The following is a 25413-nucleotide window of genomic DNA, read 5'->3' on the forward strand; positions in this document are numbered from 1 at the left end:
CGCGTTTCCAGTCATCTACCTGGGCAAACGATGTCTTGCGGTGTCTGCGGCATCGGGTAGGTGCGCTCCGTAGGAAACAGTCGCTGCGCTTTGGTGGCGTGCCCGGTCTGCATCAGCGCCGAGGCTTTGCGGACCTGGGGGGTGAGGTCGGTGAGACTGACGATCCAGTCGTCGGTGAACGTGCGGATCAGGTGGCGGCCGACGCCGACCTGGATGCTGTAGTGGTTCAGTGCCGCTCCGCGCGGGGAGCGCTCCGGGTCCCACTGGACATGTACGGCCGCGTGGTGCACCGCTGCCGGGTCGGCGGTCGTCAGCACGGCCTGTGACAGGGCGTCTTCCCAGCCCTCCCGGGTCATCCGCACCGCGAGAACACGTTCCTGGCCGGGCTTGCGGGCCCAGTTACTGCGGTGCATCAGCCACATGAACGACGGCTTGATCCACGTCATCCGGTGGAAAGAGAACGGCGCAACGAAGCGGCCCGCCCGCAGTGCCGCGTCAGCTAGGGCAGGCGAATACGCCTGATAGACCACGATCGTGCGAGCGTCGAAGTCGGCACGAATCTGATACCGGGGCGTCATGCGCCGCACTCTGCCATCTGCCCTGCGGGCACAGCGAGTCGATTTTGCAGTCGCTCGTTGATGGCCGAGACAAGGACGGTCGCCTCGTAGCGGCCCGCGAGCTTGTCCTAGCCTGGGGCGACGGCCCGGTGCCTCTTGAGGCGATCGATGGTCTTCCGCCTGGACCGCATCACCGCCACCGGCCGTAGCGTCCCCGCCCGCGCCCTGCCCGGTGACGACCCCGTCGCCTTCGTCGCCGGGAGGCTCGCTGCCGTCCCCACCCGCCACCGCGCCGTCGTCACCGTGAGCGCCTCTGCCGAGTAGGTCCGCGCTCACACCCGCCACCTGGCCACCCGCATCCGCCCCGTCGACGAGCTCACCTGTCTCGTCGACGCCTCGGACGACTCCCTCACCGGCATCGCCCAGACCATGGCCGGCCTCACCGCCGACTACACCCTCGACGCCGACCCCGACGTCCTCGACCACCTCCGCGCCACCGCCCAGCGCACCCTGCATGCCCTCGGCTGACACCCCCCGACCACATGTCCGCGCTCCTCAACGAAATCAGGTCCGTCCACAGGCGCCCGCGGCGCCGTTGGGAACCATGCAACATCGACCGTTGCGTACGAAGCCCCATCAGCAAAAACGGACTGATGGGCAGCCAGGTTGGCTCTCAGCGGGGCTGCGGATAGCCGATTTCGGAGATGTCTTGGGCCAGGTCCGCCAGGGTGACCTCTACGTTCAACGAGTTCCTGGTATAGCGGCCGCAAGGCATACAGGTCACTCACCGCTTCCAGATCCACAGAGACCTCGTAATAGTCCTCGGCGAAGCGCTGGAACGCTGCGGGTGAGCAGTCGACCAGTCGTCGGAACAGATCCGTCGCCCCATCAGGGTCGGCTGACATCAGCCCCGCCCCGGCCAGGCGCCGCGGTCAGGAGCGATTCCGGTGCGGGACGTGCCAACGCGCGTCAGTTGAACACGCGAGCCCACCAGTACCAAGGCCCGACCAGGACCGGTGGGGGACAGCTCACGGCCGCGTACGATCCGTCGCGGTGCGGCGGAGAGGAGCCAGGGCATGACCGCCAGGACGTACGAGTCACCGTCGGTGCGGCGGCTCGCGAAGGTGGTGGATCGTGTCGCGCCTCGGGGTCCGGGGCTGTGGGACGCTCGTGAACCGGTGCCGGGGGCACGGGGGTTGCCGGTGCGGGTGTCGCGGCAGCGGGCCGACCAGTTGTGGATGGTGCTCGGGATGTTCGACCGGGCCCTCAAGACGGGGTCGATGCCAGGGTCGGCGCGGGTGCGGGCGGAGGCGCTGTTCACCGAGCCTGTGCTGCGCGGGTTCTGGGAGTTGGCGGAGTCGGGCGCGCTGCGGGCGCTGCCGGATGCGGTGGGTCGGCGGCTGTCGTTGGCGACTATGCGGGTCGTGCGAGACGTGTTGGGGCTGCTTGCCGGGGTGGTCGTGCCGGGTAAGCGGAACCCCTGGACCCGGCCGAGGTGAGGTGGTGGCCGTAGGCAGGCCCCGGAGTCCCAGCCGGTCGCCGGCCTTGGGGGATGTCGCCGCGCTCTGGCAGTACGTCGACGTGCCCGGCCACACCCTCATCGGCGTCGGCGACATACCGAAGTACCCGTAGAAAGTGCCCCAGTTCATCCCCGAGCAGGACCTCGACCGGCTGATGCCCGCCATCGAGTCGAACGCCACCGCTACATCAGCGAACGCATCGAAAGACTCCGGGACGACCTCAGCCGGCCGATCGACGCGGCGGGGGAGGAGAACGGCAGTGCGTGATCACCCCGAGGTGGAGCTACCGAACCGGTCCTTGCTCGTCCACGTGGACCGTGGGCTCCGACAAGAACACGTCGGCGTCCACCGGGCCATATGCGATGTTGAAGGTGTCCAGCCAGTACGACCAGTCGCGCACACCCGCCGCGCTGCTGAAACGGTAGTTGAGCTGCCAGCGGACCCACTGGCCGGAGGCAAGGCGCACGGCCGGGGGCCGCCGCGGCCGAGGCGGTATGGCGAACAGAGGCTGCACTCGGGGAAGGACGCGCAACCGGCCGTCGGCTTCGCGAAGCTGGACGTCGACCTTGCGCAGGTCTTCCGCAACGCCATGGGGCTCGAAGCCGTCTCGCTCGTGCATGCGGACCACGTGGGCAAACGAGGGCGGCAGATCCGGGACGGTGAAGCCGACCGGGGCCGCGTTCCTACGGGCGGCGGCCTCCCCTCCACGGGACTGCTTCGTCCAGGACGTCCGTATCCACTGGACGGTGATCTCCACGCCTTCACCCCTGCCGCTCTGTCAAAGATCTCACTCGATGCGCGCGACTTCTCCAGCCCGTACCGACACCGCCAACGATCCGAGCAACAAGCCGCAGGCAGCTCACCATGCCTCGGGGAACAGCGGGACGGCGGTCAGCGAGGTCGGGCGCTGGAAGTCGGCCAGGCGGGCTTGGCTCCGCGCTGAGCGCCGGGCGGAATACGGATCTCAGTCGGGCAGGCCCCAGAACGAGCCCCGCAACCCGACCTCGGCGAAGTAGGAGGCCGCGGCGGCAGGGTCACGGCGAACGTAGCCCGCGTCCAGGCGCCCGGTGTACCAGTCGCCGGCGAAGCGCCACAGGGTGGGCAGATCCATGACGTAGCCGCGCTCGTGCCCCGTCTCGTGCAGCCAGGCATCGACGCAGTCGGTGGAGCAGAAGAGGCGCTGGTTGCCGCAGGTGTGCACGACGTCGTCCCAGGCCCGGCTCATGGGGATGAGGAAATGGGCCACCTGGTCGCCCTTCGGGGGTGCGTCCCGGCCGACGACCCAGGCGTGCGGGGTGTCGCAGGCCGGGCAGCGGGTGGCGACCAGGACGTCGGGCTCGTCCTTGAGAAGGTGGGGCAGGGCGAACGAGTCCCAGGCGCAGCCGCCCCACCACAGGGTGCGCGTCCCCATGACGGAGAAGCCGAGCGGTACGGAGGCGAAGGGGTGGGCCATCACGACCTGGTCTTCGTCCTGCGGGTCCAGGACCAGATCGTGGCGTGTGTGGAGGGTGCGCAGTTCCCGACGTAGCCGGTCGGGGGCGAGTGAGGTGAGTGCGGAGAGCTCCGGCACGCTCGGCGCACGTCCGGTGCGGGCGAATCCGCGGTAGACGGCCAGGCGCACCACTTCGGTCTCGTCGAGGCTCACCGGTGCTGTCGAGGCGTTCTCGGTCATGCGTGTGGGTCCTTCGCTGATGGAGGCGATGAGTCCAGCGTGCGCCCTTGGCAGGGGCAGGGGCAGGGGAACGTGAATTCGTAATTCCGGTCGGCCGTCGATGACCGGAATCACGAATTCAAGTTCATTGGCAGCCTTGGCAGATCAGGCTCGCCCCCGGCATGATCACTCCGAGATGGCCGGGCGGGATATCCGCTGTAAGTGCCTGTGAGCCAAGAGAGTGAGGGACGCGTATGTCCCGTACGAAGCGTGTTCTGTCTGTCATAGCCGGCGCTGCCGCCTGTGCCGCCCTGGCACAGGCCCCGGCGAACGCCCTCGGGTCCTACCAGTTCGCCTATGCGTCGAACGGCCGGGGATACGGGGCGTTCAACGCCACCGACGGCAACAAGTTCAAGGTCGCGGACACCAAGGCCGACGGCTACAGCATGGTGCTCCGCATCAAGTTCCCCGGCCGCGCCGAGATTACGTCATGCGACGACCGGAACGGCGCGAACAACGGCGTGGAGTATTGCACGATCTCGAACATTCCCCACAGGACCACGTTTGAGTTCAAGGCCTGCGCGAAGGACTTCAGCGGCGGACTCCCCGGGTGGATCGACTGCTCCGGGTGGATCAAGGACGTGACCAAGTAGGCAATGAGACTCCTCAGCGTGGCCACTGATCGATGACGACGTAGGTGCCCGCAACGGACGATGCCCCCTGCCGTTGAGAAAGGCATTCGAAGCCTCGACTCACTCACGGCGCCCGGTGGGCGGCCACCCGGGGAGCCGTCAACGTTTTCGGTACGGCCTGCCTTGGCCGTCTGTCTCGCCCGTGTGCGCGGCCAGGTCGAGCACGTGCCGCATCGGTCGGTCAGGACGGCCGACCTACGGCAACGCGGTTTCTTGTGGATCACCACACCAGATCTGAGCTGCCGGTGGTCTGATGGCTCCATGCGACCTGAGCACTGTGTGACCAGGAACCACATCGAGGTGTGGCATGAAGGTGTGCTGCCGTCGGGAGCAGAACGGATCAGGTTCGGGACAGTGCTCCGTGGCTCGCTCCTGCCACTCCTGGTCTGGGTCGGCGTCGGGTGCGGCGTGTACTTCGTCTACAACCCGGTCGTGTCGATGGTCCTGGTCGGGCTCTTCGCGTCGTCGTTCATCGTGGTGTTCGGGCTCCGGCGCAGAGCAAGGCACTCGGCCCGATGCAGCGTCTACGGTGCGCTGGGCGGAGTGCTCGACAAGTCCATGGCCGGTCACTGAGGCGTTGCGGGGCCTGGGCGGGTGTTCACCGCCGTGCTGGCCGAGGCGGATGCCAACGAGACCCCTGACCTGGGCAGCGTACGTCGAAGCCCGGCGAGCACGGACGGCATCAAGCATCCCGAACGCCGACCGCCCCTTCACAGTGGCGGTGTCGATGCCAAGCTCGTGGCACGGATGACGGCGTGCGTAGGGAAGCAATCGGCGAGACCGGTCAGGAATCGAGAAGCCCCGGGTGCCACGCAGCTTCTAGCGTGTTGGTCATGGCAACCACCGCTTCCACCGCAGCCCACATGTCCCTCGCGTCCGTCACCCTCGAGGTGGCCGACCTTGAGGCCGCCCGCCTTTTCTACAGCGCCTTCGGCGTGGACTCGTTCCTGCGCCTGCGGGCGTCGGAGACGCACTCCACCGGATTCCGCGGCTTCACCCTGGCGCTCACGGTGCCCGGGCCGGCCACCGTCGACGGCTTCGTCGGCGCCGCCGTGGACGCCGGCGCCACAGTCCTGAAGCCTGCCAAGAAGTCGATGTGGGGCTACAGCGGCGTCGTCCAGGCCCCGGACGGGACCATCTGGAAGATCGCGACCTCGGCGAAGAAGGACACCGGCCCCGACACCCGCGAGATCGACGAGATCGTCCTGCTCCTCGGCGTCGAGGACGTGAAGGCCACCAAGGAGCTCTACGCCGACCGTGGCCTGGCCGTGGCCAAGAGTTTCGGCGGCAAGTACGTCCAGTTCGCCCCCGGTCAGAACAGCCCCGTCACACTGGCGCTGTACAAGCGCCGCGCCCTGGCCAAGGACCTCGGCGTCCCCGTCGACGGCACGGGCTCGCACCGCATCGTCCTCGGCACCACCACCGACACCTTCACCGACCCGGACGGCTTCGCCTGGGAGGCCACCGCGTAACTCGCCCCACGCCGCGCTCGCTCCTGGCACGCGTCCCCGGCCCGAGGTCCGCCGTCGACGCAGGAGCGGCACCGGCGGGGACGCGGCGGGGCGGCGGGACACCGCGAAGGCCACAGCGACTCCGGCGCCGCTGTTCGGGGTGAACGTGCCCTTTGGGTGTCCTTTCGCCAATGCCCCATACGAGACTCACCCGGGCCACTCCACAGGGTTCTACGCGCGTCGGAATCGACAGTGGCATATCGGAAGGCACTAGCTGCAACCTGCCCAGTTGGAGCAATGGCCACAATTGTCGGTCAGAGGGCGAAATAGGCCCGTGGTCGGGAGAGAATTCCGGACGCACTGTCCGAAAAAGATCAAGAGGAAAGATCCGTGCGACGAAGACTCTCCGCCGCGACCGCCTCCGTGGCGGCCATCGGACTTCTGGGCTCCCTCGTCACCGCCTGCGGCTTGTCCGGGAGTGGCGGGGGGACGAAGCTGCGCCTGGTGGCCGCCGAGTACGGCAACAGCGCGGCGACCAGTTCCAAGCCGTACTGGGACAAGCTGGCCGCCGCCTACACCGCCGCCCACCCCGGTACGCAGGTGGAGGTGACGCTCTATCCGTGGGCCGACGTGGACCGCGAGGTCACCCGCATGGTCAAGGAGGACAACGCCCCGGACGTGGCCCTGATGGGCGCGTACTCCGACTTCGCCGCGCAGGGCCGCCTCTACGCCGCCGGTGAGCTGCTGTCGATCAGGGCCGAGTCGAACTTCCTGCCGCCGCTCGCGGAGGCCGGTACGGTCGGCCGCACCCTCTACGGCCTTCCTTTCGTGGCCAGCAGCCGGCTGCTCTTCTACAACGAGGAGTTGTTCGACAGCGCCGGAGCGAAGCCGCCGAAGACCTGGTCGGACCTGAAGGCCGCGGCCAAGGCGCTGAAGAGGGAGGGCGTGCTCTACCCGTACGCCCTGCCGCTCGGCCCGGAGGAGGCGCACGCCGAAGCCCTGATCTGGGGGCTGAGCAACGGTGGGGGCTACACGGACAGCAGCGGCGGTTACGACATCGCGTCCGAGAAGAACACACAGACCTTCCGCTGGATCAAGGACAACCTGGTCACGCCCGCCCTGACGGGCCCGGTCCCGCCGGCCGAACTCGACCGGCAGGAGGCCTTCGACGCCTTCCTGCGCGGCCAGGTCGGCATGGTCAACGGCTACCCCTCGCTGCTCCACCAGGCGAGGGAGAAGGGCATGAAGGTCGGCACGCTGAGGATGCCGGTGTCGGACACACTGAGCGACAGGGAGACTCCGCCGACGGTGGGTGTCGCCGACTGGATGATGGCCTTCAAGCGTGAGGACAACCGCGAACGGGTGCGCTCGTTCATGGAGTTCGTCTACCGGGACGAGAACCTGATCGAGTTCGCCGCGCGCTACCACATGCTGCCGTCGACGGTGTCCGCGACCCAGGCGTCCAAGGACGCGGCCGCGGACCCCAGTGCCGAGCAGTTCCTGACCGCACTGCGCATCGCCCGGCTCTACCCGGTCGGCGAGCCGTCCTGGCTGCAGGTCAGCAACACCATCAAGCGCAACATCGGCAAGGCCGTCGAGCCGTCCGCCGACCCGAAGGCCGTACTGGAGGACATCGCCCAGCAGGCCGCGGACATGGAGGCGCAGAGCTAGCGGAGCCTCCTGCCCTGCGACAGATTCTCCCCGTTCCCCGAGGTGGGCGATGGGCCCTTGGGCGACGGGCGAGGCTTCCTAGGGTCCGGTCGACCAGTCCCGGCCACCGTCCGCACGCAACAACACGGTTGCCCCCGACGCATTCAGGGTATTGCTCCGCCGCACTCATCCGAGGGGGGACCATGAGCAGCGACAACGGCGACGATCACGCTGAGCACGAGCACGACGAGCACGACGAGCACGACGAGCACGACGAGCACGACGAGCACGACGAGCACGACGAGCATGACGAGCGCGCGCGGAAGCGCAGTGAATTGCTGTGGCGCATCGGCACATTGGTCGCCTTCGTGGCCTTCTTGGTCTTCATGATCTCCATCTACGAGGACCCCGGCCCTGTATGCGGCACGGGCCAGGACAAGGGCCCCTGCTGAAGCACGGGCCGGAGGTCGGCGAGCCGAGAAGGTCGACGTCCTCGAGTACCGAGCCGTGCCGTCCCCGGCGCAACGTGTCGCCGAGGAGGTGCGGTTCCGGGACGGGGACGGGCATGCCGCGGCCCTGATGAAGCCCTCCTGGCCCATGCCTGGGCGTGGCGTGGGCTCAGGGCATTCCGTGTCCATGCTGTGAACCGGGAGCGGGCGCTCGGACTTGGCCTCGATCACCCGACCAGGGCGTCCCGGTGGCCCTGGCGGGTCGCTCAGAGGGAGGAGGCCCAGGGGTCGTCGTACGGTTCGGGCTCTTCGGGGTGGAGCATGCAGCGGATGCAGCGCGAGAGTCCCGGTTCACTGGTTCCGGCGGCGGCGTCCATCCACGGCAGAGTGTCCATGGCGTGCGCGCGTTCCTACGTGGCGAAGGTGTCGACGGTCTGCCGGAGGTCCTCGGGGGCGGGTTCGTCGGTGAGGCAGAGCCAGCCGATTGCCGCGGCCAGACGGACTTCGGGGGCCCCCGTCCGGTCCTGCCACCGCTCGCGGAACCACGAGACGGCCGGCGGTTGTCCGTGGGCTCGGGTGGTCTCGGCGGCGGCGAGGAGCAGGGCGGCGCGGACCATGGCGTCCTGCTCGGTGGCGAACCTGGTGGCGAGGGCCGTTCGGACCGTGTGGTCGGGGTCGGGGTCGGTGGCGGTGGCCAGGGCGTAGGCGGCGTCGACGCGGATGGTGGGGTCGGAGTCGTCGAGGAGTGGCAGAAGCACGGGTGTTCCGGCGGTGATCGAGGCTCGGGCGGCGGCCACCGACCAGCCTGCCGGGTAGCCGGTCACCGCGACGCCGTAGTCGTCGTAGTCGTCGGGGGCGTGGCGCCGAGGATCGTTGCGGTGGAGCAGGAACTCATCGCGGGAGGCGACGCCGAAATGCCGGGCGCGGGCCGGGCCGGAGAGTACGGCGAGGGCGGCGGCACGGTGTGGATGGTGGGCTTCGGTGGCGATGGGGATCAGGAACGGCACGGAGGGCGGCGGCCGCCCGGCTGTCGTCCGCGCACAGGCCCCCCAGCATGCCCGCCGCGTGGCCGGCAACGTCCTCGCCGGTGTGCAGCAGGTGAACGGCTTCCCGGGCATCGTCACCGTGGGGGAAGTTCCCCCACGGGACGGCGTCGAGGGGCAACTCGCGTATGGCTCCGGACTGGATGTCGGCCACCACCGCCCGCACGTCGAACGCGCCTCCCGCGAACGAGGCCAACTCCGCTCCGTCCTCCAGTGCCCGGCACATCGCGAACGTCGGATCGGCCCGCCAGTCCCTCACACCACACCCCCACCACAGATTCCCAGGGACACGATCATGCCGTGCATTCCGGTCGACTCGCGTGCGCGATGGCGGAGTGAGTCCCGCCGGGGTCGTGCACGCCTTGCCGAAGGGGCGCTGGAGAAAGCTATAGTGCTAGGCAACTAGATAAATGGAGGAACCGGTGATTGAGTTCCACCTGAACAGCCGGTCCGGCCTGTCCCCGTACCAGCAGCTGGTCCAGCAGGTTCGGCACGCGCTGCGTCTGGGTCTGCTGAAGGAGGGGGACCGGCTGCCTACGGTCAAGGACGTGGCGAAGCAGATGGCGGTCAACCCGAACACGGTGCTCAAGGCGTACCGGGAGCTGGAGCACGACGGCCTGGTGGCCGCCCGTCCCGGCGTCGGGACATTCGTGACCCGGACGCTGGCCGATGCCTCGCTCGCCGCGCACGGACCGCTCCGCAAGGACCTGCAGCGCTGGCTGACCAGGGCCCGCCTGGCCGGGCTCGACGACGAGAGCATCGAGGCGCTGTTCGTGAGCACGTTTCGTAACGCCGCCGGAGAGGACGTAGCGTGAGTGCTGTCTTACGAGCCCAGGGCTTGGGCAAGAGGTACAAGCAGCGCTGGGCGCTGCAGAACTGCGAGCTGGACGTCCCCGCCGGCCGGGTCGTGGGCCTGGTGGGCCCCAACGGCGCCGGCAAGTCGACCCTGTTGAAGCTGGCCTCCGGGATGCTGACCCCGACGGCCGGCACCATCGAGGTGTGCGGCGGCCGGCCTGCCGGGAGTGTGGAACAGCTGGCCAAGGTCGGCTTCGTCGCCCAGGACACCCCGACCTACGCCGCGCTGAGCGTCGCCGACCATCTCGAGTTCGGCAAGCGCCTCAACCCGGACTGGGACGACGCCGTGGCGCGCGACCGGATCCGTCGTCTCGGTCTGGACCCCAAGCAGCGGGCCGGCAAGCTGTCCGGCGGCCAGCGCGCGCAGCTCGCTCTCACCCTGGGCATCGCCAAGCGCCCGGAACTGCTCATCCTGGACGAGCCGGTCGCGGCCCTGGACCCGCTCGCCCGACGTGAGTTCATGCAGGACCTGATGGAGGCCGTCGCCGAGCACGAGCTGAGCGTTGTGCTCTCCTCCCACCTGGTCTCCGACGTGGAGCGGACCTGCGACTACGTCATCGTCCTGGTCGACTCCCGGGTACAGGTGGCCGGCGACATCGACGACCTGGTCGCCTGCCACCACCGGCTCACCGGACCGCGCCGGGACCCGGACACGCTCCCGGCCGGTCAGCACGTCATCACCGCCAGCCACACCGAACGGCAGACCACTCTCCTGGTGCGCACCGACACCGCGGTCCACGATCCGTCCTGGACCGTCGGCCCGCTCGGTCTGGAGGACATCGTCCTGGCGTACATGACCCGGCCCGCCGACGCGGTACGTGACACCCGACCGGCACTGGAGGTACTCCGATGATCTGGCTGACCTGGCGTCAGTTCCGTACCCAGGCCGCCGTGATGTTCGCCGCGGTGGCTGCCCTCGCCGCCACCCTGGCGGTCACCGGCCCGCAGCTGGCCGACCTCTACCGGACGGCCGGCAGCAGCCTGGTGGACCAGGTCTCCAGTGCGGACCAGACCCTCTACTACACCGGACTGCTGGTCGTGCTCGCCGTGCCGGCGGTCATCGGGATGTTCTGGGGCGCGCCGCTGATCGCCCGTGAACTGGAGACCGGTACCCACTACCTCGCGTGGAACCAGGGCGTCACCCGCACCCGCTGGCTGGCGACCAAGCTGGGCCTTGGTGCGGCGGCCTCCATGACCGCTGCCGGACTGGTCGCACTCGCGGTGAGCTGGTGGAGCAGCCCCATCGACCGGGCTGTCAACAGCGGTGGCGCGACGGACACGTACTTCCCGCGGCTCGACCCCGTGGCCTTTGCCGCACGGGGTGTCGTCCCCATGGCCCATGCCGCCTTCGCCTTCGTCCTGGGCGTCGCCCTCGGCCTGGTCATCCGCCGCACCCTGCCCGCGATGGCCACCACCTTCGCGCTCTATGCCGCCGTCCAGATCGTCGTGCCGATGTGGATCCGGTCCCACCTGGCGGCCGCGGACCGGACCGTCCTGCCGATCGAGCCCGGTGGTGCCCCCATCAGCATCCAGGACGGAGCCAGGGAGATCGTCGCGCACCTCGAAGCGGTGCCCGGATCCTGGGTCACCTCCCAGCAGACGCTGAACGCAGCTGGTCAGCCCGTCCCCGTACCGTCGTCCTTCGCCGACTGCCTGCGCACGGAATCGGGCCCGCCCGCCCTGCAGCAGGTCGAACGCTGCGTCGCCGACCTCGGCGCCCTGGGCTACGAGCAGCAGGTGACGTACCAGCCCGCCGGGAACTTCTGGGCCCTTCAATGGGCCGAGACGGGGCTCTATCTCGGCCTCGCCCTGGCCCTGACCGGGTTCTGCGCCTGGTGGATCCGCCGCCGAGTGACCTGACGCACGCCAGTCCCACCGGCCGATCGTCAAGGTGGGGCAACGAACCTCGTGAGGGCGCGTGTTGTCGGCGGACCTCGTCGGGCGGATGCGCCAGGATGCGACGCTCGACCGGCACCGTCCCGTCACGCCCCCTGCACGGCGAAGGGTCCGTCAGCCGGCCGACGGACCCTTGTGGGCGGACGGACGGACTGCCCGAGGTCAGCCGATGGTCCACTTCTGATTGGCGGCGCCGGTGCAGGTCCAGGTCTGGAGGCGGGTGCCGTCGGCCGAGGAGTTGCCCTTGGCGTCGAGGCACTTGTTCGCGCCGGTGTTGGTCAGATCACGGGCGGCGGTGTAGGCCCACTTCTGGGCCGACGTGCCGTTGCAGGTGTAGAGCTGTACGACCGCCCCGTCGGCGTGCGAGGCGGACTTGACGTCCAGACACTTGCCGAGGGCCCGTACGGTGCCGTCCCTGCCCAGAGTCCACTTCTGGGCCTCGGCGCCGGTGCAGTCGTGCAGCTGGATCGGGGTGCCGTCGGCGGTGCCGGCGCCCGCGACGTCCACGCACATGCCGCCGATGCCCTTGATGGCGCCCGTGCGAGGCGTGCCGCCGCCGGTGTCGCCGGAGTCCGAGGTGGTGACGCGGACGTAGTCGACGGTCATCGTCTGCGGGAAGGAGGTGCCGGAGTCGGGGCTGCCGGGCCAGTCACCGCCGACCGCGAGGTTCAGGATGAGGAAGAACGGGTGGTCGTAGACCCACTTCTTGCCGCTGACGTCGGCCGGGGTACGGGTCTGGTAGACCTGGCCGTCCACGGACCAGGTGATCTTGGACGGACTCCAGTCGACCGCGAAGACGTGGAAGTCGTCGGCGAACGCCTTGCCGTTCGGCAGCGTGTACGCGGCGCCGACGCCGCCCGAACCGGAGTAGCCGGGGCCGTGGAGGGTGCCGTGGACGGTGCCGGGCTCCTTGCCGACGTTCTCCATGATGTCGATCTCGCCGCTGTCGGGCCAGCCGACGCTGCCGAGGTCGTCGCCCAGCATCCAGAAGGCCGGCCACATCCCTTGGCCCCGCGGGACCTTGATGCGGGACTCGAAGTGACCGAACTTCTGGGTGAAGGTCCTCGCGGTGTTCAGCCGGGCCGAGGTGTACCGGCAGGTTCCGTACCAGCAGTCGAGGCCGGCGTCGGAGTTCTTGCGGGCGGTGATGACCAGATTGCCCTTGCCGTCGAGGGCGGCGTTGTTCGTGCTGTTCGTGTAGTACTGCAGCTCGTGGTTGCCGTTGCCGCTGCCGCCCGTCTCCAGGGTCCACTTCGAGGCGCTTGGCGGGCTGCCCGCGCTTCCGTCGAAGTCGTCGGCCCACGTCGTCGACGTGGTGGCGGCGCCCGCCCGGTTCGTCGCCGAGTCCGACGTGTTGATCAGGACGGCGGAGGCGAGAGCGGCGGACATCAGGAACGCCAGCCCTCCGAGCGACCATCTGCGTGCGCGATGAGCGGCCATGAGGGAACACACCTTGTCTGTGGGGGACTTCCGTGCAGATCGCCGAAGGACGCTCGTCGAGCGCCAGGGCGGCCGGATGGCCTGAGAGCGCTCTCACACCCGCGCGGCGAACTCCGTCGGCGGGCCAGACGATACGCACGATCGCAGCCCCCGCCAACCGGGACGCCGGCCGGAACGCCGGCCGTCAAATGCCCCTGACCTGCGGCTGTTCGGAGAACCGTAGCCGGACTGAGGCGGACTTAAGCCGGATTTGATCTGTGCTTAAGGAAGGCGAGTCAGGCGAGTCAGGCGAGTCACGCGAGTCAGGGGGCGGTGCGGGTCGTCAGCGGGAGTGCGCGGAGGGTGCGGCCGACGCCGGCCGTGCTCCCGGCAGGCCGAAGCGCGGCATGCGCCTCCCGGAGGCGGGCCGAACCCCTGGGGGAGGGGTTCAGCCCGCGGGAGGCCGCTCAGCCGGTGAAGCCGGCGGTGATCTTCGTGAACTCCCAGTCCGTCTGGGCGATGCCCGAGCAGGTCTCGGTCACTCCGCCGCCCGCGCAGCCGCGGTCGCGGTTGACCGACCAGAAGGCGAGCCGGGCGATGTGGCGGGTGTTGGACCAGTCGCGGATCTTCGTCCAGGTCTCCTGCGTGGTGACCTCCTGCTGGTCGGAGAGGCCGTTCATGCCGGAGATGCCGACGTGGGCGTAGGCGGTGGCGTCGTCCCAGCCGTAGACCGACTTCAGCTTGTTCTTTAGGCCTTCGGCGGCGTTGACGGTGTTGCCGTACATGTCGGCGCCGCCGCCGAAGTCGAAGGGCATGATGGTGAAGACGTCGATGCCGGCGTTCAGCGCCTTGGACTGCTCGATGAGCCGGTTGCCCCAGGAGGTGGGGCCGGTGGTCGAGGTGCCGAAGGTGAGGATGGTCCGCAGGCCGGGGTTGTTCGCCTTGACGATCTTCAGAGCGCCGAGGACGCGGTCCTGGACGGCGGCGTTCTCGAACTCGTCGGTGTTCTCGATGTCGACGTCGATCGACTTCAGGTCGTAGGCGTCGATGACCTTCTGGTAGGCGCCTGCCAGGGCCTCGGCCGTCGAGCAGTTGGGGCCGAGCTTGTTGCCGGACCAGCCGCCGATGGAAGGGACGATGTCGCCGCCGGCCGCCCGGACGGCGTTGATCGTGGACTGGTCGACGCCGCCGGTCAGCGGGCGCTGGCCGTCCCAGGCCGGATTGCAACCCCCGGAGGAGAGGATGAAGGCCATGGTGAAGGTCTTGATGCCGGTGGCGTTCATGACCGTGGCGGGGGAGGGCGGGTTGCCCCAGCCGAGGTAGAGGTAGGGCGCGGCCTGCTTGAAGCCGGTACCGCCGCCCCCGCCGCTCGCCTCGGTGGTGACCGTGACCGCGTTGGAGGCCGGGGAGGCGTTGCCGGCCGCGTCGCGGGCCTTCACCGTGAAGGTGTACGAGGTGGAGGCGGTGAGCCCGCCGACGGTGGCCGTCGTGCCGGTGACCGTGCTGACCTTGGCGGCGCCCTGGTAGACGTCGTAGCCGGTGACGCCGACGTTGTCGGTGGCGGCTGCCCAGGCGAGGGTCACCGCGGAGGCGGTCTTGGACGCCACCTGGAGCCCGGCGGGCGCGCTCGGCGCCTGGGTGTCGGCGCCGCCGCCCCCGCCGCCGGGGCCTTCGAGGCTGATGTCGTCGGCGTAGTAGGTGCCCTGGCCGTACCAGCCGTGGGTGTAGACGGTGGCGCTGGTCTGGCTCGCGCCGGTGGTGAAGCTCAGCGAGAGGCGCTGGTACGAGGAGGCGGACGGCGTCCAGGTCGCGGTGCCGCCCTCGACGCCGAGGGACACGTAGTTGCCGCGTACCCAACCGGACAGCGTGTACGTGGTGTTGGGCTGCACGGCGACCGTCTGGGCGCACTTGGCGGTGTCGGACGCGCTCGCCGCGCCGGCGAGCGCCTTGGCACCGCCGTGCACGGGGCTGGAGACGACCGAGCCGGTGCCGCCGGAGCAGCTCCACCCGGACAGGGCGCCGGACTCGAAGCCCGGGTCGGTCAGCAGTTCGGCGGCCTGGGCCGGGGCGGGCAGGGCGACCAGAGCCGCCGTGCCGAGGAGCGACGCGCCGAGCGTCGCCACCAGGCGATTGCGGACAAGCACCGTACCTCCAGGGGGATTTGGGGCGATGGGGGTGTGCGGGGACTGCGCGAGGACAAGCGCGTCACAGATTGGACTGGACCAATCCTGCCGTCAAGCCCCCGTCCCACCCCTCGACGCACCCGCCCGCGTGGGAGGCGCCCGGCGAAGCACGGTGCGACCTCCCCCCGGCCGGTTGCGGTTCAGCAGTCGGGTCTGGGCAGGTCGAGCTTCGCCCGGAGGTCCGCCAGACCTTGCGTGCGTTCGGTGTCGCGGGCGTCTTCGACGAAGGTGTGCAGTGCGAGGACCAGCCTGCGGCCGCGCTCGTGCCGTTCGTCGCTCCATGCCTTCAGACGCTCCAGACCCGCGTGCACGGGTTCGAACGTCGCGGGGAACAGGAACAGGCCGATGCCGGCGAGCGCGGGAGTGCCCGCTTCTTCCCGGTAGGCGGACTCGAAGGGCTCCCGGATCACCTCGCCCTCGCTCACACCGCTCTTCTCCATCTGGTCCCAGACCAGATCCACCCAAGGGTTGCTCGCCAGCACCTCGCCGAAGCGAACCGCGACCCACGAGTGCAGCCCCCTGTCACCGCCGCGGGCCGGGTGGGACTCTCTGTGCGCGTACCCGAGCACCTTGCTCGCTCGCTCGTCCTCGTTCTGCCCGATGAGCACGTGTCCCTCGACATGAGCCGCATAGCCCGCGAACGTTCCGTCGCACATTTCTCGCGTGTAGCTGAGGACCTCCAGAGCGGCGGCCGGTTCACCGCTCTGGACGAGGAGGTTGCCGAGCAGGAGGCCGGCGATGTCTCCGGCCTCCGTGCCCTTGTGGGTCTCGAAGGCACGCTCGAGCCCGTCCCGGGCGGTGTCCAGGTCGCCGGTGAGCTGAGCCGCGAGGCTCGGGAGGAGTATGCGGTCCGAGTCCGAGGACGTGCCCGACCGGAAGTCCGGGGTGAGTATCACCGCGGCCAGGGGCCCCAGCCAGGGGTCCTCTCCGGCGGTCACCTGCTCCAGCCACCGCCGGTGGGAGCCGCCGAGCCCGTTCTCGCCGATCTCGATGCCCGCCAGCGCCATCGCGGCATGCCCGGACGCGCTGGTACGTCCTGTTGCGGCGATCGCGGCCAGTAACTCCCGTGCCTGTGCGGCATCCCCCGCCCTGTACGCCGCCAATGCGTGCTCGACCTCGTCCGGCACCGGGCTCAAGGGGTCGGGGGGCAGCGGAAGGGCCCTGCCGTTGGAGTCGAGGAAGGATTGATCGCTCATCTCGCCGCCTTCTCTGGGGAGCGTTCCCGCGCCAGCCTGCCAGGAGGGACTGACAGTTGACGGTTCCCGCGTGAGCCGGCCGGCCACGCCGGGACCGCCACGAAGCTGCGCTGGGGCCTTCCGTGTCACGGTCGTCGCCTACGTGTGCGGGTGACGGTCTCGATGTGCGAAGAACTCTGCAGAACGGCTGTTACTCGACCTGGTCACTCAGGTGGCGGAGCTCGTCGGATCGCTCGCCGTGCCGTCAGCCGGGGGAAGTAGGGCCGCTTGCTGACCGCCGGACGGGGTGGGTGTAGTCGCCCGTGAATGTCAGGGCCATGCCTGCGGCAAAGGATGTCCGATGCATCCGACAGTTACGGAAATGTCGCCACCTGGTATCAGGGTCCGGTCGGCCTGTCGGCGGCGGTGGCCGGGTTGCAGAGTGTGCGTCCTCGGCCCGCACCGGACCGAGACACGCACCGCACTCACCAGCCGTTTGTTTGCGGTTGGTGAGGCGCTGTCCATTGAGGAGACATCACCCATGTCTGCTGCTTCGACCGCCCGCCGTATCGCCGCGACCGCCCTCGCGGCCGGCGCCCTGGTCTCCGTCGCCGCTCTGCCGGCGTCCGCCCACGACGGCGACCGCCACCGTACTGCGCGGGTGGAGATCAGCCGTGTGCAGGCCGACAGCCCCGGACGGGACAACCGCTCCAACCGGTCGCTGAACCGCGAGTGGGTCGAGATCACCAACAACTCCCGCCACACGGTCGACCTCGACGGCTGGACCCTGAAGAGCGAAGACGGCCACCGCTACAAGTTCCGCGATGTCCGCCTCGCCGGCCGCGGGACGATCCGCATCCACACCGGCGAGGGCCGCGACACCCGCACCGACCTCTTCCAGGACCGCCGCGACTACGTGTGGGACAACCACTCCGACACCGCAACCCTCCGCGACGACCGTGGCCGCGTCGTCGACACCGAGTCCTGGGGCGGGCGTCACCACCACCACCACCACCGCCACCACTGATCCCATCCGCCCGACACCCCGTCCCCGCTCGTCCACAGCGGAGGCGGGGCGTCCCGCGTGCGCGCCCCGGGAAGCCGCAAGCTTCCCACTCCTGCCGGCGCAGGACCGGACGGAGCCTCTCGGCGGCCGTCCGGACCGGCGGACGGGGCGACGTCACGCAGGGACGGCGAGCGGTGGGTGCTCGAGTACGCGGGGCTTGTACTCGACCAGCTGGATGCGGCCGTCGAAGGTGCGGTGGTCGATCATCTCGAGGGCGACGTCCGGATAGCCGTCGTAGATGCGTTCTTCGCCCGTGGCCCCGGTGATCACCGGGAACATCACGACCCGGAAGCGGTCGACGAGTCCGGCTCGCAGCAGGGACCGGGACAGGCTGAGGCTGCCGATCGTGCTGAGGAGCCCCGAGCCGCTCGACTTCATGGCGCGGACCGCCTCGACGGCGTCGTCGCGGACGAGCGTGGAGTTGGCCCAGGTCAGTGGCTCCTCGAGTGTGGAGGAGAACACCACCTTGGACGCTTGCGTGAGCTCGTCGACGGACGCCTCCTCCTCGGGCCTGAACTCGGCTTGGCCATCCGGGACCTCGCCTGCGGCGAAGCCCGACATCAGGCGGTAGGTGTTCGCTCCCATCAGGTACGTGGCCTCGGGCTGCTTGCCGAGCCATGCGAGGTACTCCGGGCCCTCCAGGCCCCAGAACCCGGGCCATCCCTCGCCCGATGCGCAGCCGTCGAGGGAGGTGATGAAATCGACGAGAAGCTCCGACATGGCGGTGTCCTTTCCTGGCGTGTCACGAGCTTGGACCGGCCGGGAGCCGCAAACTCATCGGCCGCGCCGTGGACCGACGAGAAAACCCATGACGCCGCAGCCGATCAGGTCGCCGGAGCGGCACGACAGCCGTGACCGTGCTCGTGGCCGCCTTGCCGTGGGTGGGCGCCGCTGCGCGCCGCGGGTGTCGTACCTCCGTGATACCCATGTCCCATGAGCCGGTTCCACGACTTCAACCTCAAGCTGCTCGTCATCGAGGAGCTCATGTACGGCCCCGAGCCGCTCCTCCCGGTCTACGACCTGTCCGCGCGGCTGGCCGAGCGGGGGATCGGCGACCCCGCGTCCTACGTCCTGGAGAACGGCCTTCACGCAGAGGTGCTGCCGGAGTCCCGGGCTCATTTCGAGTCCCTGGAGATTCCGGCCGAGCTGCTCACCCGCGTCGAGGAGCTGTGCTTCGACGCCGGGGCGGACGTCTTCCGGCACTGTGCCCCTGCCTGGGACGGCGAGGACGACCTGTTCGACGTCCGCTCGCTCGACGACCTCGCGCTGCTGCCCAACCTGCGGGAGGTCACCTTCGTGGAGGACGGCGTCCTGGTGGTGCCGGACGCGGCGGAGGTCTTCGCCGCGCGCGGCATCGCGACCGACTGAGCCCCGGTAGGTCTCGGTCGCGGACACGGCGTGCGGGGCTGCTCGGCAGCGGCGCCGCCCTGCGGGGCGTGCAGGCGGCGCGGCGAAGCCGTCGTGGTGCTCGAATGAGCAATCTGTCATGCAGATGAGCAAAGCGGGCTTAGGTCGCACGTGACGGGGCACTCGCAGGTCAGGCCGAGCCCGGCGAGTCGTCGAGCAAGACGATCGTCCCGCGCTGAGGCCGCCGAGCTTTCGCAGGGTGGAGGTCGTTGTGGTCGCCCGGATGGGTGTCGAAGAGGAATTCCACGTGATCGACCTCGAGAGCGGCGCGCTGACTCCCCGGGCGGACGCGGTACTCCGAGCACTGTCCCGGCACCGGGGCGACGGAGGCGGCAGCGGGGGCGGAGGCGGCAGCGGCGACGGAGCAGACTTCACCCGGGAGCTTCCGCAGTCGGTCGTGGAGTCGAACAGCGGCGTCCACGCGTCGCTCGACGATCTGTACGAGGACCTGTGCACATCGCGGCGGCGGCTGGACGCGGCCGCCTCCGCGCATGGTCTGGGGGTCATGGCGGCGGGTGCGCCACCGATCGGGCACCTCGGCGCCGTCCGGACGACGGACGAGCCCCGCTACCTCGCGATGGCGGAGGAGTACCGCCGAGTCGCCGACGAGCAGCTGATCTGCGGGGCCCAGGTGCACGTCGACGTCCCCGACAAGGAGACCGCCGTTCGGGCGCTGTGCGTCCTGAACCCGTGGCTCGCGCCCCTTCTGGCCCTCTCCGCGAGTTCTCCCTACTGGCTCGGGGCCGACACGGGGTACGCGAGCTGGCGCAGCATGATCTGGCAGCGTTGGCCCACCGCGGGCCCCACCGGCTGTTACGCCGACGCCGCGGATTACGACACCGCCGTCGGGCAGCTGGTCGGCTCGGGAGTCATCAGCGACCCCGGCATGATCTACTACGACGTCCGCCCCTCAGCCCACCTGCAGACACTGGAACTGCGCATCTGCGACGCGTGCCCGCGGGTCGAGACGGTGGTGCTGGTGGCAGCCCTGTTCCGGGCGCTCGTCGTCGACGCGTGCGCACGCCTTGAATCCACGGGTGACGGGCGCTGCGACGGCAGGCACGAGTGGTTGCGGGCAGCGACGTGGCGGGCCGCCCGTTCCGGTCTGGAGGGCGACTTGATCGACCCTCTCACCCGTCGTCCGGCCTCGGCTCACGCCATCGTGCGCGCCACCCTCCGGCACCTGCGTCCGGCACTGGAGGCATACGGAGACTGGGAGACCGCCCACAGCCTGACCGAAGAGGCCCTGGCCCGCGGCAGCGCTGCCCACCGCCTCCGCCGCGCGGCGTCCGACGCGGAACTGCTCGCGGCCGTGGACCTGGTCCTGGCCGAGACGCGGGGCGAGGAGTGGAGCGGCGGCAACTCGTGCGACAGGAACCGGTCGCCGGGTTCACCTGCCTGGAACGAGCCGCCGATGGCCGGCTGCCCCCCTTCCCTCCCGCAGCACGTCCGGCGAGCCGTGCCTGTCGTGCGCGATCGCCTTCGCTGAGCCCGCGCGCCGAGGCATGAGTCGCGCACAGCGGCTTCGGGCCTTGGGGTCACGGGTCGTTTCGATGTGCGAGGGCCCGGACCGCATGCCCCGTCCGCAGACCCGTGAACGTGCCGCCCGAGAGGGAAGCGGCCTGATCACAGCTTTCTCCAGCATGTCCTGGCGGGTATTTCGTGCGTATCCCGGGCCGACGCGGGTAGCCGCTCGGCCATGGCCGAGCGGAACTTCCCCGAAGAACGCCCCACCGTCACCCACAGGGCCGACGAAGGGCCCCCGCCGGAGCCGGAGGACGTCGGCCCCGGCCCCGAGGTCGAGGCGCGGGCCCCCGACCGGCCGACCGAGCTGCCGCGACGCTCCTGGCTCGCCGTGTTGAAGGGATCACTGCACGAGTTCGTGTCCGACGAGCTGATGGACCGCGCGGCCGCCCTCACGTACTACGGCGTGCTGTCCCTCTTTCCCGGTCTGTTGCTGTTCGTCTCGCTGCTCGGCCTCAGCGGACGCTCGACGACGGACAAGGTGCTGGACAGCCTCCGCGAGCTGGCGCCCGGACCGGCCCGCGACGTGCTCGCCCAGGCCGTGGAGAACCTGCAGGGCGGCGCGGGCACCGGGGCCACCATGGCGGTGGTCGGCCTGATGCTGGCCCTGTGGTCCGCCTCCGGCTACGTCGGGGCGTTCATGCGCGCCGCGAACCGGGTCTACGACGTGCCGGAGGGCCGCCCGATGTGGAAGGTCCTGCCGCTCCGTCTGGGTCTGACCGCGACGCTCATGCTGATGGCCGCGGCGAGTGGCCTGATCGTCGTCTTCACCGGTGGTGTGGCGCGCCGGGCCGGTGACGTGCTCGGCGTCGGCGACACCGCGCTGACCGTGTGGTCGATCGCCAAATGGCCGGTCCTGGTCCTCCTCGTGACGATCATGATCGCATTGCTGTACTGGGCGAGTCCGAACGTCCGGAGCAGGGGCTGGCGGTGGATCACCCCGGGCAGTGCGCTCGCCCTGCTGATCTGGATGGCCGCCTCCGCCGGATTCGCCCTCTACGTGGCCGAGTTCGGCACACTCAACAAGACGTACGGAACCATGGCAGGCGTCATCGTGTTCCTGATCTGGCTGTGGATCAGCAACCTGGCCGTACTGCTCGGCATGGAGTTCGACGCGGAGGCGATGCGTCAGCGGGCGGTCGCGGGCGGCATGCCGCCGGACGAGGAGCCGTACGTCGAGCCGCGCGACACCCGCTCATGGAGCGAGGAGGACGTGCGCACGCTACGCAGACGATGAGCCGGAGGGCCGACGGGCGCGACGCCGACGGCCGGCGTCCTCGGCTCGCGGCATCCGGCCGGACGCACGCGCGGAGGGATCGGGAGCATGGCCGGCGACGGTGAGTTCGAGCGGGACCGTAGCTACATCACCACACGGATCACGGCCGACGGCCGGGACGGCTACCCCGTGGAGCCCGGGCGCTACCGGCTGATCGTCGCCCGAGCCTGCCCCTGGGCGAACCGAGCGGTGATCGTCCGGCGGTTGATGGGCCTGGAGGGCGTGCTGTCGATGGGCGTCGCCGGGCCCGTCCACGACGAGCGCAGCTGGACCTTCCATCTGGACCCGGGCGGCAGAGACCCGGTCCTCGGCATCGAACGGCTGCAGGAGGCCTACTTCCGGCGTCAGCCCGGCTACCCGCGCGGCATCACCGTGCCCGCGATCGTCGACGTCCCCACGGGCGAAGTCGTGACCAACGACTTCGAACGGATCACACTCGACCTGGGCAGCCAGTGGACGGCCCATCAGCGCGACGGCGCGCCCGACCTCTACCCCCAGAGGTGGCGCGACGAGATCGACGACGTGGCCGACAAGTTGTACAGGGATGTCAACAACGGCGTCTACCAGTGCGGGTTCGCCACCGGCCAGAAGGCGTACGACAAGGCGTACCGAGCGCTGTGGGAGCGGTTGGACTGGCTGGAGAACCGGCTCGGCGGACGGCGCTACCTCGTCGGCGACACCATCACCGAGGCCGACGTCCGACTCTTCCCGACCCTCGTCCGCTTCGACGCCGTCTACCACGGCCACTTCAAGTGCAACCGGCAGAAGCTGACCGAGCTGCCGGCGCTGTGGGCCTACGCGCGCGACCTCTTCCAGACGCCCGGCTTCGGCGACACCGTCGACTTCGAACAGATCAAGGCGCATTACTACGTCGTCCACAGCGACATCAACCCGACGGGAGTCGTCCCCCGGGGTCCGGACACGAGCAACTGGCTCTCGCCGCATGGGCGAGAGCGTTTCGGCGGGCGACCGTTCGGCGAGGGAACGCCGCCCGCTCCCCCTCCTTCCGCGGAACGTGTGCCGCCGCTCGGGCATGCTGCCGGCGAACGAGGCGCGTGACCCCGGACCGCGGCCCGGGGTCACGCGCCTCGTCGACGGTCGCCGTGCGCAACGTACGGGCCCTCCGCACGCGACGCTCGGCGTCGGCGCACGGTCAGATGCGGCCGCCGGTCAGGCGGGAGAGCGGGCCGCGGCGGCGCAGACCGGCCCGGTGCCCCAGCGCGTACGCGCCGGTGAGCGCGGCCGCCGCGCACGCGACGCCGCCACCTGCCAGCGCCTTGCGGGCGCGCAGGTTCCTCCACAGCCGTCCGCCCGTTCCCCGGACGGCGTGGACGGCCGCAAGGGTCTTCTCGGCGAGCGGAGCGGGCAGCTCGGTCAGTGTCCCGGTCGCCGCCGCCTCCATGTCCTTCAGCGCGTGCACAGTGCTGTTGAAGGCGGCACGCGAACCGCTGTCACGGGACTCGTTCTCGTTGCGCTTCTCTGATGCACTCATGTCGGTCGTCTAGCCGAGACGGGGCGGCGCAAACCCCACTCTCCCGCACGGGATCGGCCGTGCGGACGCACGGGGTCGGCCGTGCGGGAGAGCCCGCGGAGGGACCGCAGGCGTCGACGGCGAGCTTCCGGAGCCGTGGACGACGAGCGCCCCACACCGCCCCGCCCCGCCCCACACCACCCCGTCCCGCAGCGATCCGTCCGCTGCAGTACGACGCGGCCGTCGACCGCCCGCGTGGCGCTGTCCGGGGGCGAGTCCGAGAATGAGAGACGGACGACTCGCACCCGTGGTCGGCCCCGAGGAACAGTCGCCGAGCGGTGCCCGCGGACAGACCGGAAGGGGCCTCCCTTCCGTCGTACGGCAGGGACACAGGTGATCACGTATGTGCCGATGGCTCGCGTACGCCGGAACTCCCGTGCTGCTCGACACCATCCTGTACAAGCCGGCGCACTCGCTGATCGACCAGAGCCGGTACGCGAAACTCGGCGTCGAGACGACGAACGGCGACGGGTTCGGCATCGGCTGGTACACGAAGGAGACCAACACCCCGGCGCTGCTCCGGGACGTCGGCCCCGCATGGAACAACCGCAATCTCCGGGAGTTGGCCGATCACATTCGCTCGCCGCTGTTCTTCGCGCATATCCGGGCGTCGACCGGGACGGCGATACAGCAGTCCAACTGCCACCCGTTCCGACGCGGTCGGTGGATGTTCATGCACAACGGCGCCATCGACCGCTTCCACCTCCTGCGCCGTGACCTCACCCTGCTGATCGACCCGGCGCTGTTCGCCGACCTCGAAGGCACGACGGACTCCGAGGTGATGTTCTTCCTCGCCCTCACCTACGGTCTGGACCAGGACCCGCCCTCCGCGGTGGCCCGGATGGCCGGGGCGGTGGAGCACGTCGGCCGACGTCATGGGGTGGACCTGCCGCTGCAGATGACACTCGCCATCACCGAGGGCGAACGCGTCTGGGCCTTCCGATACTCCAGCGAGCGGGCCTCGCGCTCGTTGTTCTACAGCAGCCGCGTGGAGGACCTGCGCAAGCTGCATCCCGACGTCGCGTTCCTGAGGGACATCTCCGAGGAGTCGCGCCTCATCGTCTCGGAGCCCCTCGACGACCTGCCCGGCGCGTGGAACGAGGTACCGGAGAGCAGCTACCGAGTCATTCGGCCCGGCGCCGACGAGCTGCACCACTTCGCTCCCGCGGCGGCGGGCGAGCTGTGATCGCGGTCCGAACCGACGTCCGGACCCTCGCAGCCGCTGCACGACATCGCACGCCCTGCGCTTCCCAGCGGGAACGGTGGGCGCACGGCCCGGTCGCGCACCTTGCGACCGTCGGCGCGACCGGGACGGCCCAGTTGGTGCAGGGAGACGGCTCCTTCGTGGTGTGTGCCATCAGCCTCGTGGGGCAGGGGCGGTGGTGCCGGGCACCCATGAGATGCCGCAGCGGGGTCCGGCGTTCCCCGGGACGCCGTTTCCCGGCCCTTTCGCGATCGCCCAGGAGGTATGAGCATGTCGCTGGTCAAGGAGTCCATCGAGGTCGACGTCCCGGTCCGCGCAGCCTACGACCAGTGGACCCAGTTCGAGTCGTTCCCCCAGTTCATGGACGGCGTGGAGCGGATCGAGCAGCGCAGTGACACGATGACGCACTGGGTGACGAAGATCGCTGGAGTGGAACGAGAGTTCGACGCGGAGATCACCGAGCAGATCCCGGACACCAAGGTCGCATGGGTGACCGTCGGCGGCGAGACCGAGCAGTCCGGGTTGGTGACGTTCCGGCGGATCGACCCGTCCCACACCGAGGTGACCCTGATGATGGACTTCGATCCCGAGGGGATGGCGGAGAACATCGGTGACAGGCTCGGATTCATCGACCGGCAGGTGAAGGGCGACCTGAAGCGCTTCAAGCACTTCATCGAGGACCGCGGCCAGGCCACCGGCGCGTGGCGAGGCCAGGTCTGAACCGTCCGGCCGAGCATGACCACGGTGCCCGCCCCCAGCCCGGGGCGGGCACCGCCGACGCGTGACCGATCCCGCGCATCCTGATCGAAATTCGATCAATCGACAAGATTGCGTTGACTCGATCACCATTCGCTCTTACCTTCT

At 69.8% G+C, this 25413-nt stretch carries 27 protein-coding genes; 17 read left to right on the plus strand and 10 right to left on the minus strand.

Going from position 1 to position 25413, the window contains the following annotated elements:
* Positions 1-11: 11 nt before the first annotated feature.
* A complete protein-coding gene (locus tag ABZO31_RS29115; protein WP_406864287.1) occupies positions 12-578 on the minus strand; it encodes a DUF4291 domain-containing protein in 567 nt (188 codons plus the stop codon).
* Positions 579-725: 147 nt separating this feature from the next.
* On the opposite strand from ABZO31_RS29115, the gene ABZO31_RS29120 reads away from it, so the two are divergent.
* Together ABZO31_RS29120 and ABZO31_RS29125 are read left to right on the plus strand one after the other, a co-directional pair.
* The gene (locus ABZO31_RS29120) at positions 726-881 is read left to right on the plus strand and encodes a hypothetical protein (protein ID WP_406864288.1); all 156 of its coding nucleotides are present in this window, start codon (positions 726-728) and stop codon (positions 879-881) included.
* Between the two features lie 752 nt (positions 882-1633).
* Positions 1634-2056: a hypothetical protein gene (locus tag ABZO31_RS29125; protein ID WP_406864289.1), complete on the plus strand. Its 423-nt coding sequence runs from the start codon at positions 1634-1636 to the stop codon at positions 2054-2056.
* 304 nt (positions 2057-2360) lie between these two features.
* On the opposite strand, the gene ABZO31_RS29130 is transcribed toward ABZO31_RS29125, so the two are convergent.
* Complete coding sequence (locus ABZO31_RS29130) at positions 2361-2834, minus strand: hypothetical protein (protein ID WP_406864290.1); 474 nt, start codon at positions 2832-2834, stop codon at positions 2361-2363.
* A gap of 207 nt (positions 2835-3041) precedes the next feature.
* Positions 3042-3749 carry an organomercurial lyase gene (merB, locus tag ABZO31_RS29135; RefSeq protein ID WP_406864291.1) on the minus strand — a complete coding sequence of 236 codons (708 nt, stop codon included), beginning with the start codon at positions 3747-3749 and terminating at the stop codon, positions 3042-3044.
* Between the two features lie 233 nt (positions 3750-3982).
* On the opposite strand from merB, the gene ABZO31_RS29140 reads away from it, so the two are divergent.
* The 5 genes from ABZO31_RS29140 (at position 3983) to ABZO31_RS29160 (ending at position 7973) form a co-directional block, all read left to right on the plus strand.
* Positions 3983-4381, plus strand: a complete 399-nt coding sequence (locus tag ABZO31_RS29140; protein WP_406864292.1) for a hypothetical protein — start codon at positions 3983-3985, stop codon at positions 4379-4381.
* Between the two features lie 393 nt (positions 4382-4774).
* Positions 4775-4993, plus strand: coding sequence for a hypothetical protein (locus ABZO31_RS29145; RefSeq protein WP_406864293.1), 219 nt, complete (start codon positions 4775-4777; stop codon positions 4991-4993).
* A 260-nt stretch (positions 4994-5253) separates the two neighbouring features.
* Positions 5254-5892, plus strand: coding sequence for a glyoxalase (locus ABZO31_RS29150; protein ID WP_406864295.1), 639 nt, complete (start codon positions 5254-5256; stop codon positions 5890-5892).
* Positions 5893-6261: 369 nt separating this feature from the next.
* On the plus strand, positions 6262-7542 hold the full coding sequence (locus tag ABZO31_RS29155) for an ABC transporter substrate-binding protein (protein WP_406864296.1): 1281 nt from the start codon (positions 6262-6264) through the stop codon (positions 7540-7542).
* A 182-nt stretch (positions 7543-7724) separates the two neighbouring features.
* Entirely contained in the window at positions 7725-7973 is a 249-nt protein-coding gene (locus ABZO31_RS29160; protein ID WP_406864297.1) for a hypothetical protein, read from the plus strand.
* A gap of 263 nt (positions 7974-8236) precedes the next feature.
* On the opposite strand, the gene ABZO31_RS29165 is transcribed toward ABZO31_RS29160, so the two are convergent.
* Positions 8237-8365, minus strand: coding sequence for a hypothetical protein (locus ABZO31_RS29165; RefSeq protein ID WP_406864299.1), 129 nt, complete (start codon positions 8363-8365; stop codon positions 8237-8239).
* Positions 8366-8380: 15 nt separating this feature from the next.
* Positions 8381-8977, minus strand: a complete 597-nt coding sequence (locus ABZO31_RS29170) for a hypothetical protein (RefSeq protein WP_406864300.1) — start codon at positions 8975-8977, stop codon at positions 8381-8383.
* Positions 8978-9423: 446 nt separating this feature from the next.
* Between ABZO31_RS29170 and ABZO31_RS29175 the strand changes: the two genes are divergently transcribed.
* Genes ABZO31_RS29175 through ABZO31_RS29185 form a run of 3 tightly spaced genes read left to right on the plus strand, consistent with a single transcriptional unit; the run spans position 9424 to position 11728 of the window.
* Positions 9424-9828 carry a GntR family transcriptional regulator gene (locus ABZO31_RS29175; RefSeq protein ID WP_406864301.1) on the plus strand — a complete coding sequence of 135 codons (405 nt, stop codon included), beginning with the start codon at positions 9424-9426 and terminating at the stop codon, positions 9826-9828.
* Entirely contained in the window at positions 9825-10721 is an 897-nt protein-coding gene (locus tag ABZO31_RS29180; RefSeq protein ID WP_406864302.1) for an ABC transporter ATP-binding protein, read from the plus strand. Before ABZO31_RS29175 ends, ABZO31_RS29180 begins: the two co-directional genes overlap by 4 nt.
* Entirely contained in the window at positions 10718-11728 is a 1011-nt protein-coding gene (locus ABZO31_RS29185; RefSeq protein WP_406864303.1) for a transporter, read from the plus strand. Before ABZO31_RS29180 ends, ABZO31_RS29185 begins: the two co-directional genes overlap by 4 nt.
* Positions 11729-11926: 198 nt before the next feature.
* Here the strand turns inward: ABZO31_RS29185 and ABZO31_RS29190 are convergent, their stop codons facing one another.
* From ABZO31_RS29190 to ABZO31_RS29200, 3 genes are all read right to left on the minus strand, one after another.
* Positions 11927-13204: a family 16 glycosylhydrolase gene (locus ABZO31_RS29190; RefSeq protein WP_406864304.1), complete on the minus strand. Its 1278-nt coding sequence runs from the start codon at positions 13202-13204 to the stop codon at positions 11927-11929.
* A gap of 446 nt (positions 13205-13650) precedes the next feature.
* Positions 13651-15327, minus strand: a complete 1677-nt coding sequence (locus ABZO31_RS29195) for a carbohydrate binding domain-containing protein (protein ID WP_406864305.1) — start codon at positions 15325-15327, stop codon at positions 13651-13653.
* A gap of 179 nt (positions 15328-15506) precedes the next feature.
* Positions 15507-16562 (minus strand): tetratricopeptide repeat protein, encoded by a 1056-nt coding sequence (locus tag ABZO31_RS29200; RefSeq protein WP_406864306.1) that lies wholly within the window; start codon positions 16560-16562, stop codon positions 15507-15509.
* 520 nt (positions 16563-17082) lie between these two features.
* On the opposite strand from ABZO31_RS29200, the gene ABZO31_RS29205 reads away from it, so the two are divergent.
* Positions 17083-17568: a lamin tail domain-containing protein gene (locus ABZO31_RS29205; protein WP_406864307.1), complete on the plus strand. Its 486-nt coding sequence runs from the start codon at positions 17083-17085 to the stop codon at positions 17566-17568.
* Positions 17569-17721: 153 nt separating this feature from the next.
* On the opposite strand, the gene ABZO31_RS29210 is transcribed toward ABZO31_RS29205, so the two are convergent.
* Positions 17722-18327 carry a dihydrofolate reductase family protein gene (locus ABZO31_RS29210; RefSeq protein WP_406864308.1) on the minus strand — a complete coding sequence of 202 codons (606 nt, stop codon included), beginning with the start codon at positions 18325-18327 and terminating at the stop codon, positions 17722-17724.
* Positions 18328-18540: 213 nt separating this feature from the next.
* Between ABZO31_RS29210 and ABZO31_RS29215 the strand changes: the two genes are divergently transcribed.
* From ABZO31_RS29215 to ABZO31_RS29230, 4 genes are all read left to right on the plus strand, one after another.
* Complete coding sequence (locus ABZO31_RS29215; RefSeq protein WP_406864309.1) at positions 18541-18975, plus strand: DUF6892 domain-containing protein; 435 nt, start codon at positions 18541-18543, stop codon at positions 18973-18975.
* 262 nt (positions 18976-19237) lie between these two features.
* On the plus strand, positions 19238-20503 hold the full coding sequence (locus ABZO31_RS29220) for a carboxylate-amine ligase (protein WP_406864310.1): 1266 nt from the start codon (positions 19238-19240) through the stop codon (positions 20501-20503).
* Between the two features lie 210 nt (positions 20504-20713).
* Complete coding sequence (locus ABZO31_RS29225; protein ID WP_406864311.1) at positions 20714-21775, plus strand: YihY/virulence factor BrkB family protein; 1062 nt, start codon at positions 20714-20716, stop codon at positions 21773-21775.
* Positions 21776-21862: 87 nt separating this feature from the next.
* Positions 21863-22873 (plus strand): glutathione S-transferase family protein, encoded by a 1011-nt coding sequence (locus ABZO31_RS29230; protein ID WP_406864312.1) that lies wholly within the window; start codon positions 21863-21865, stop codon positions 22871-22873.
* A gap of 94 nt (positions 22874-22967) precedes the next feature.
* Here the strand turns inward: ABZO31_RS29230 and ABZO31_RS29235 are convergent, their stop codons facing one another.
* Positions 22968-23306, minus strand: a complete 339-nt coding sequence (locus ABZO31_RS29235; protein ID WP_406864313.1) for a hypothetical protein — start codon at positions 23304-23306, stop codon at positions 22968-22970.
* A gap of 382 nt (positions 23307-23688) precedes the next feature.
* On the opposite strand from ABZO31_RS29235, the gene ABZO31_RS29240 reads away from it, so the two are divergent.
* Both ABZO31_RS29240 and ABZO31_RS29245 read left to right on the plus strand, forming a co-directional pair.
* Positions 23689-24531 (plus strand): class II glutamine amidotransferase, encoded by an 843-nt coding sequence (locus ABZO31_RS29240; RefSeq protein ID WP_406864314.1) that lies wholly within the window; start codon positions 23689-23691, stop codon positions 24529-24531.
* Between the two features lie 288 nt (positions 24532-24819).
* Positions 24820-25269, plus strand: a complete 450-nt coding sequence (locus ABZO31_RS29245; RefSeq protein ID WP_406865520.1) for an SRPBCC family protein — start codon at positions 24820-24822, stop codon at positions 25267-25269.
* Positions 25270-25413 lie beyond the last annotated feature (144 nt).

The sequence above is a fragment of the Streptomyces solicamelliae genome (genome assembly GCF_045348655.1).
Taxonomy (GTDB): domain Bacteria; phylum Actinomycetota; class Actinomycetes; order Streptomycetales; family Streptomycetaceae; genus Streptomyces; species Streptomyces solicamelliae.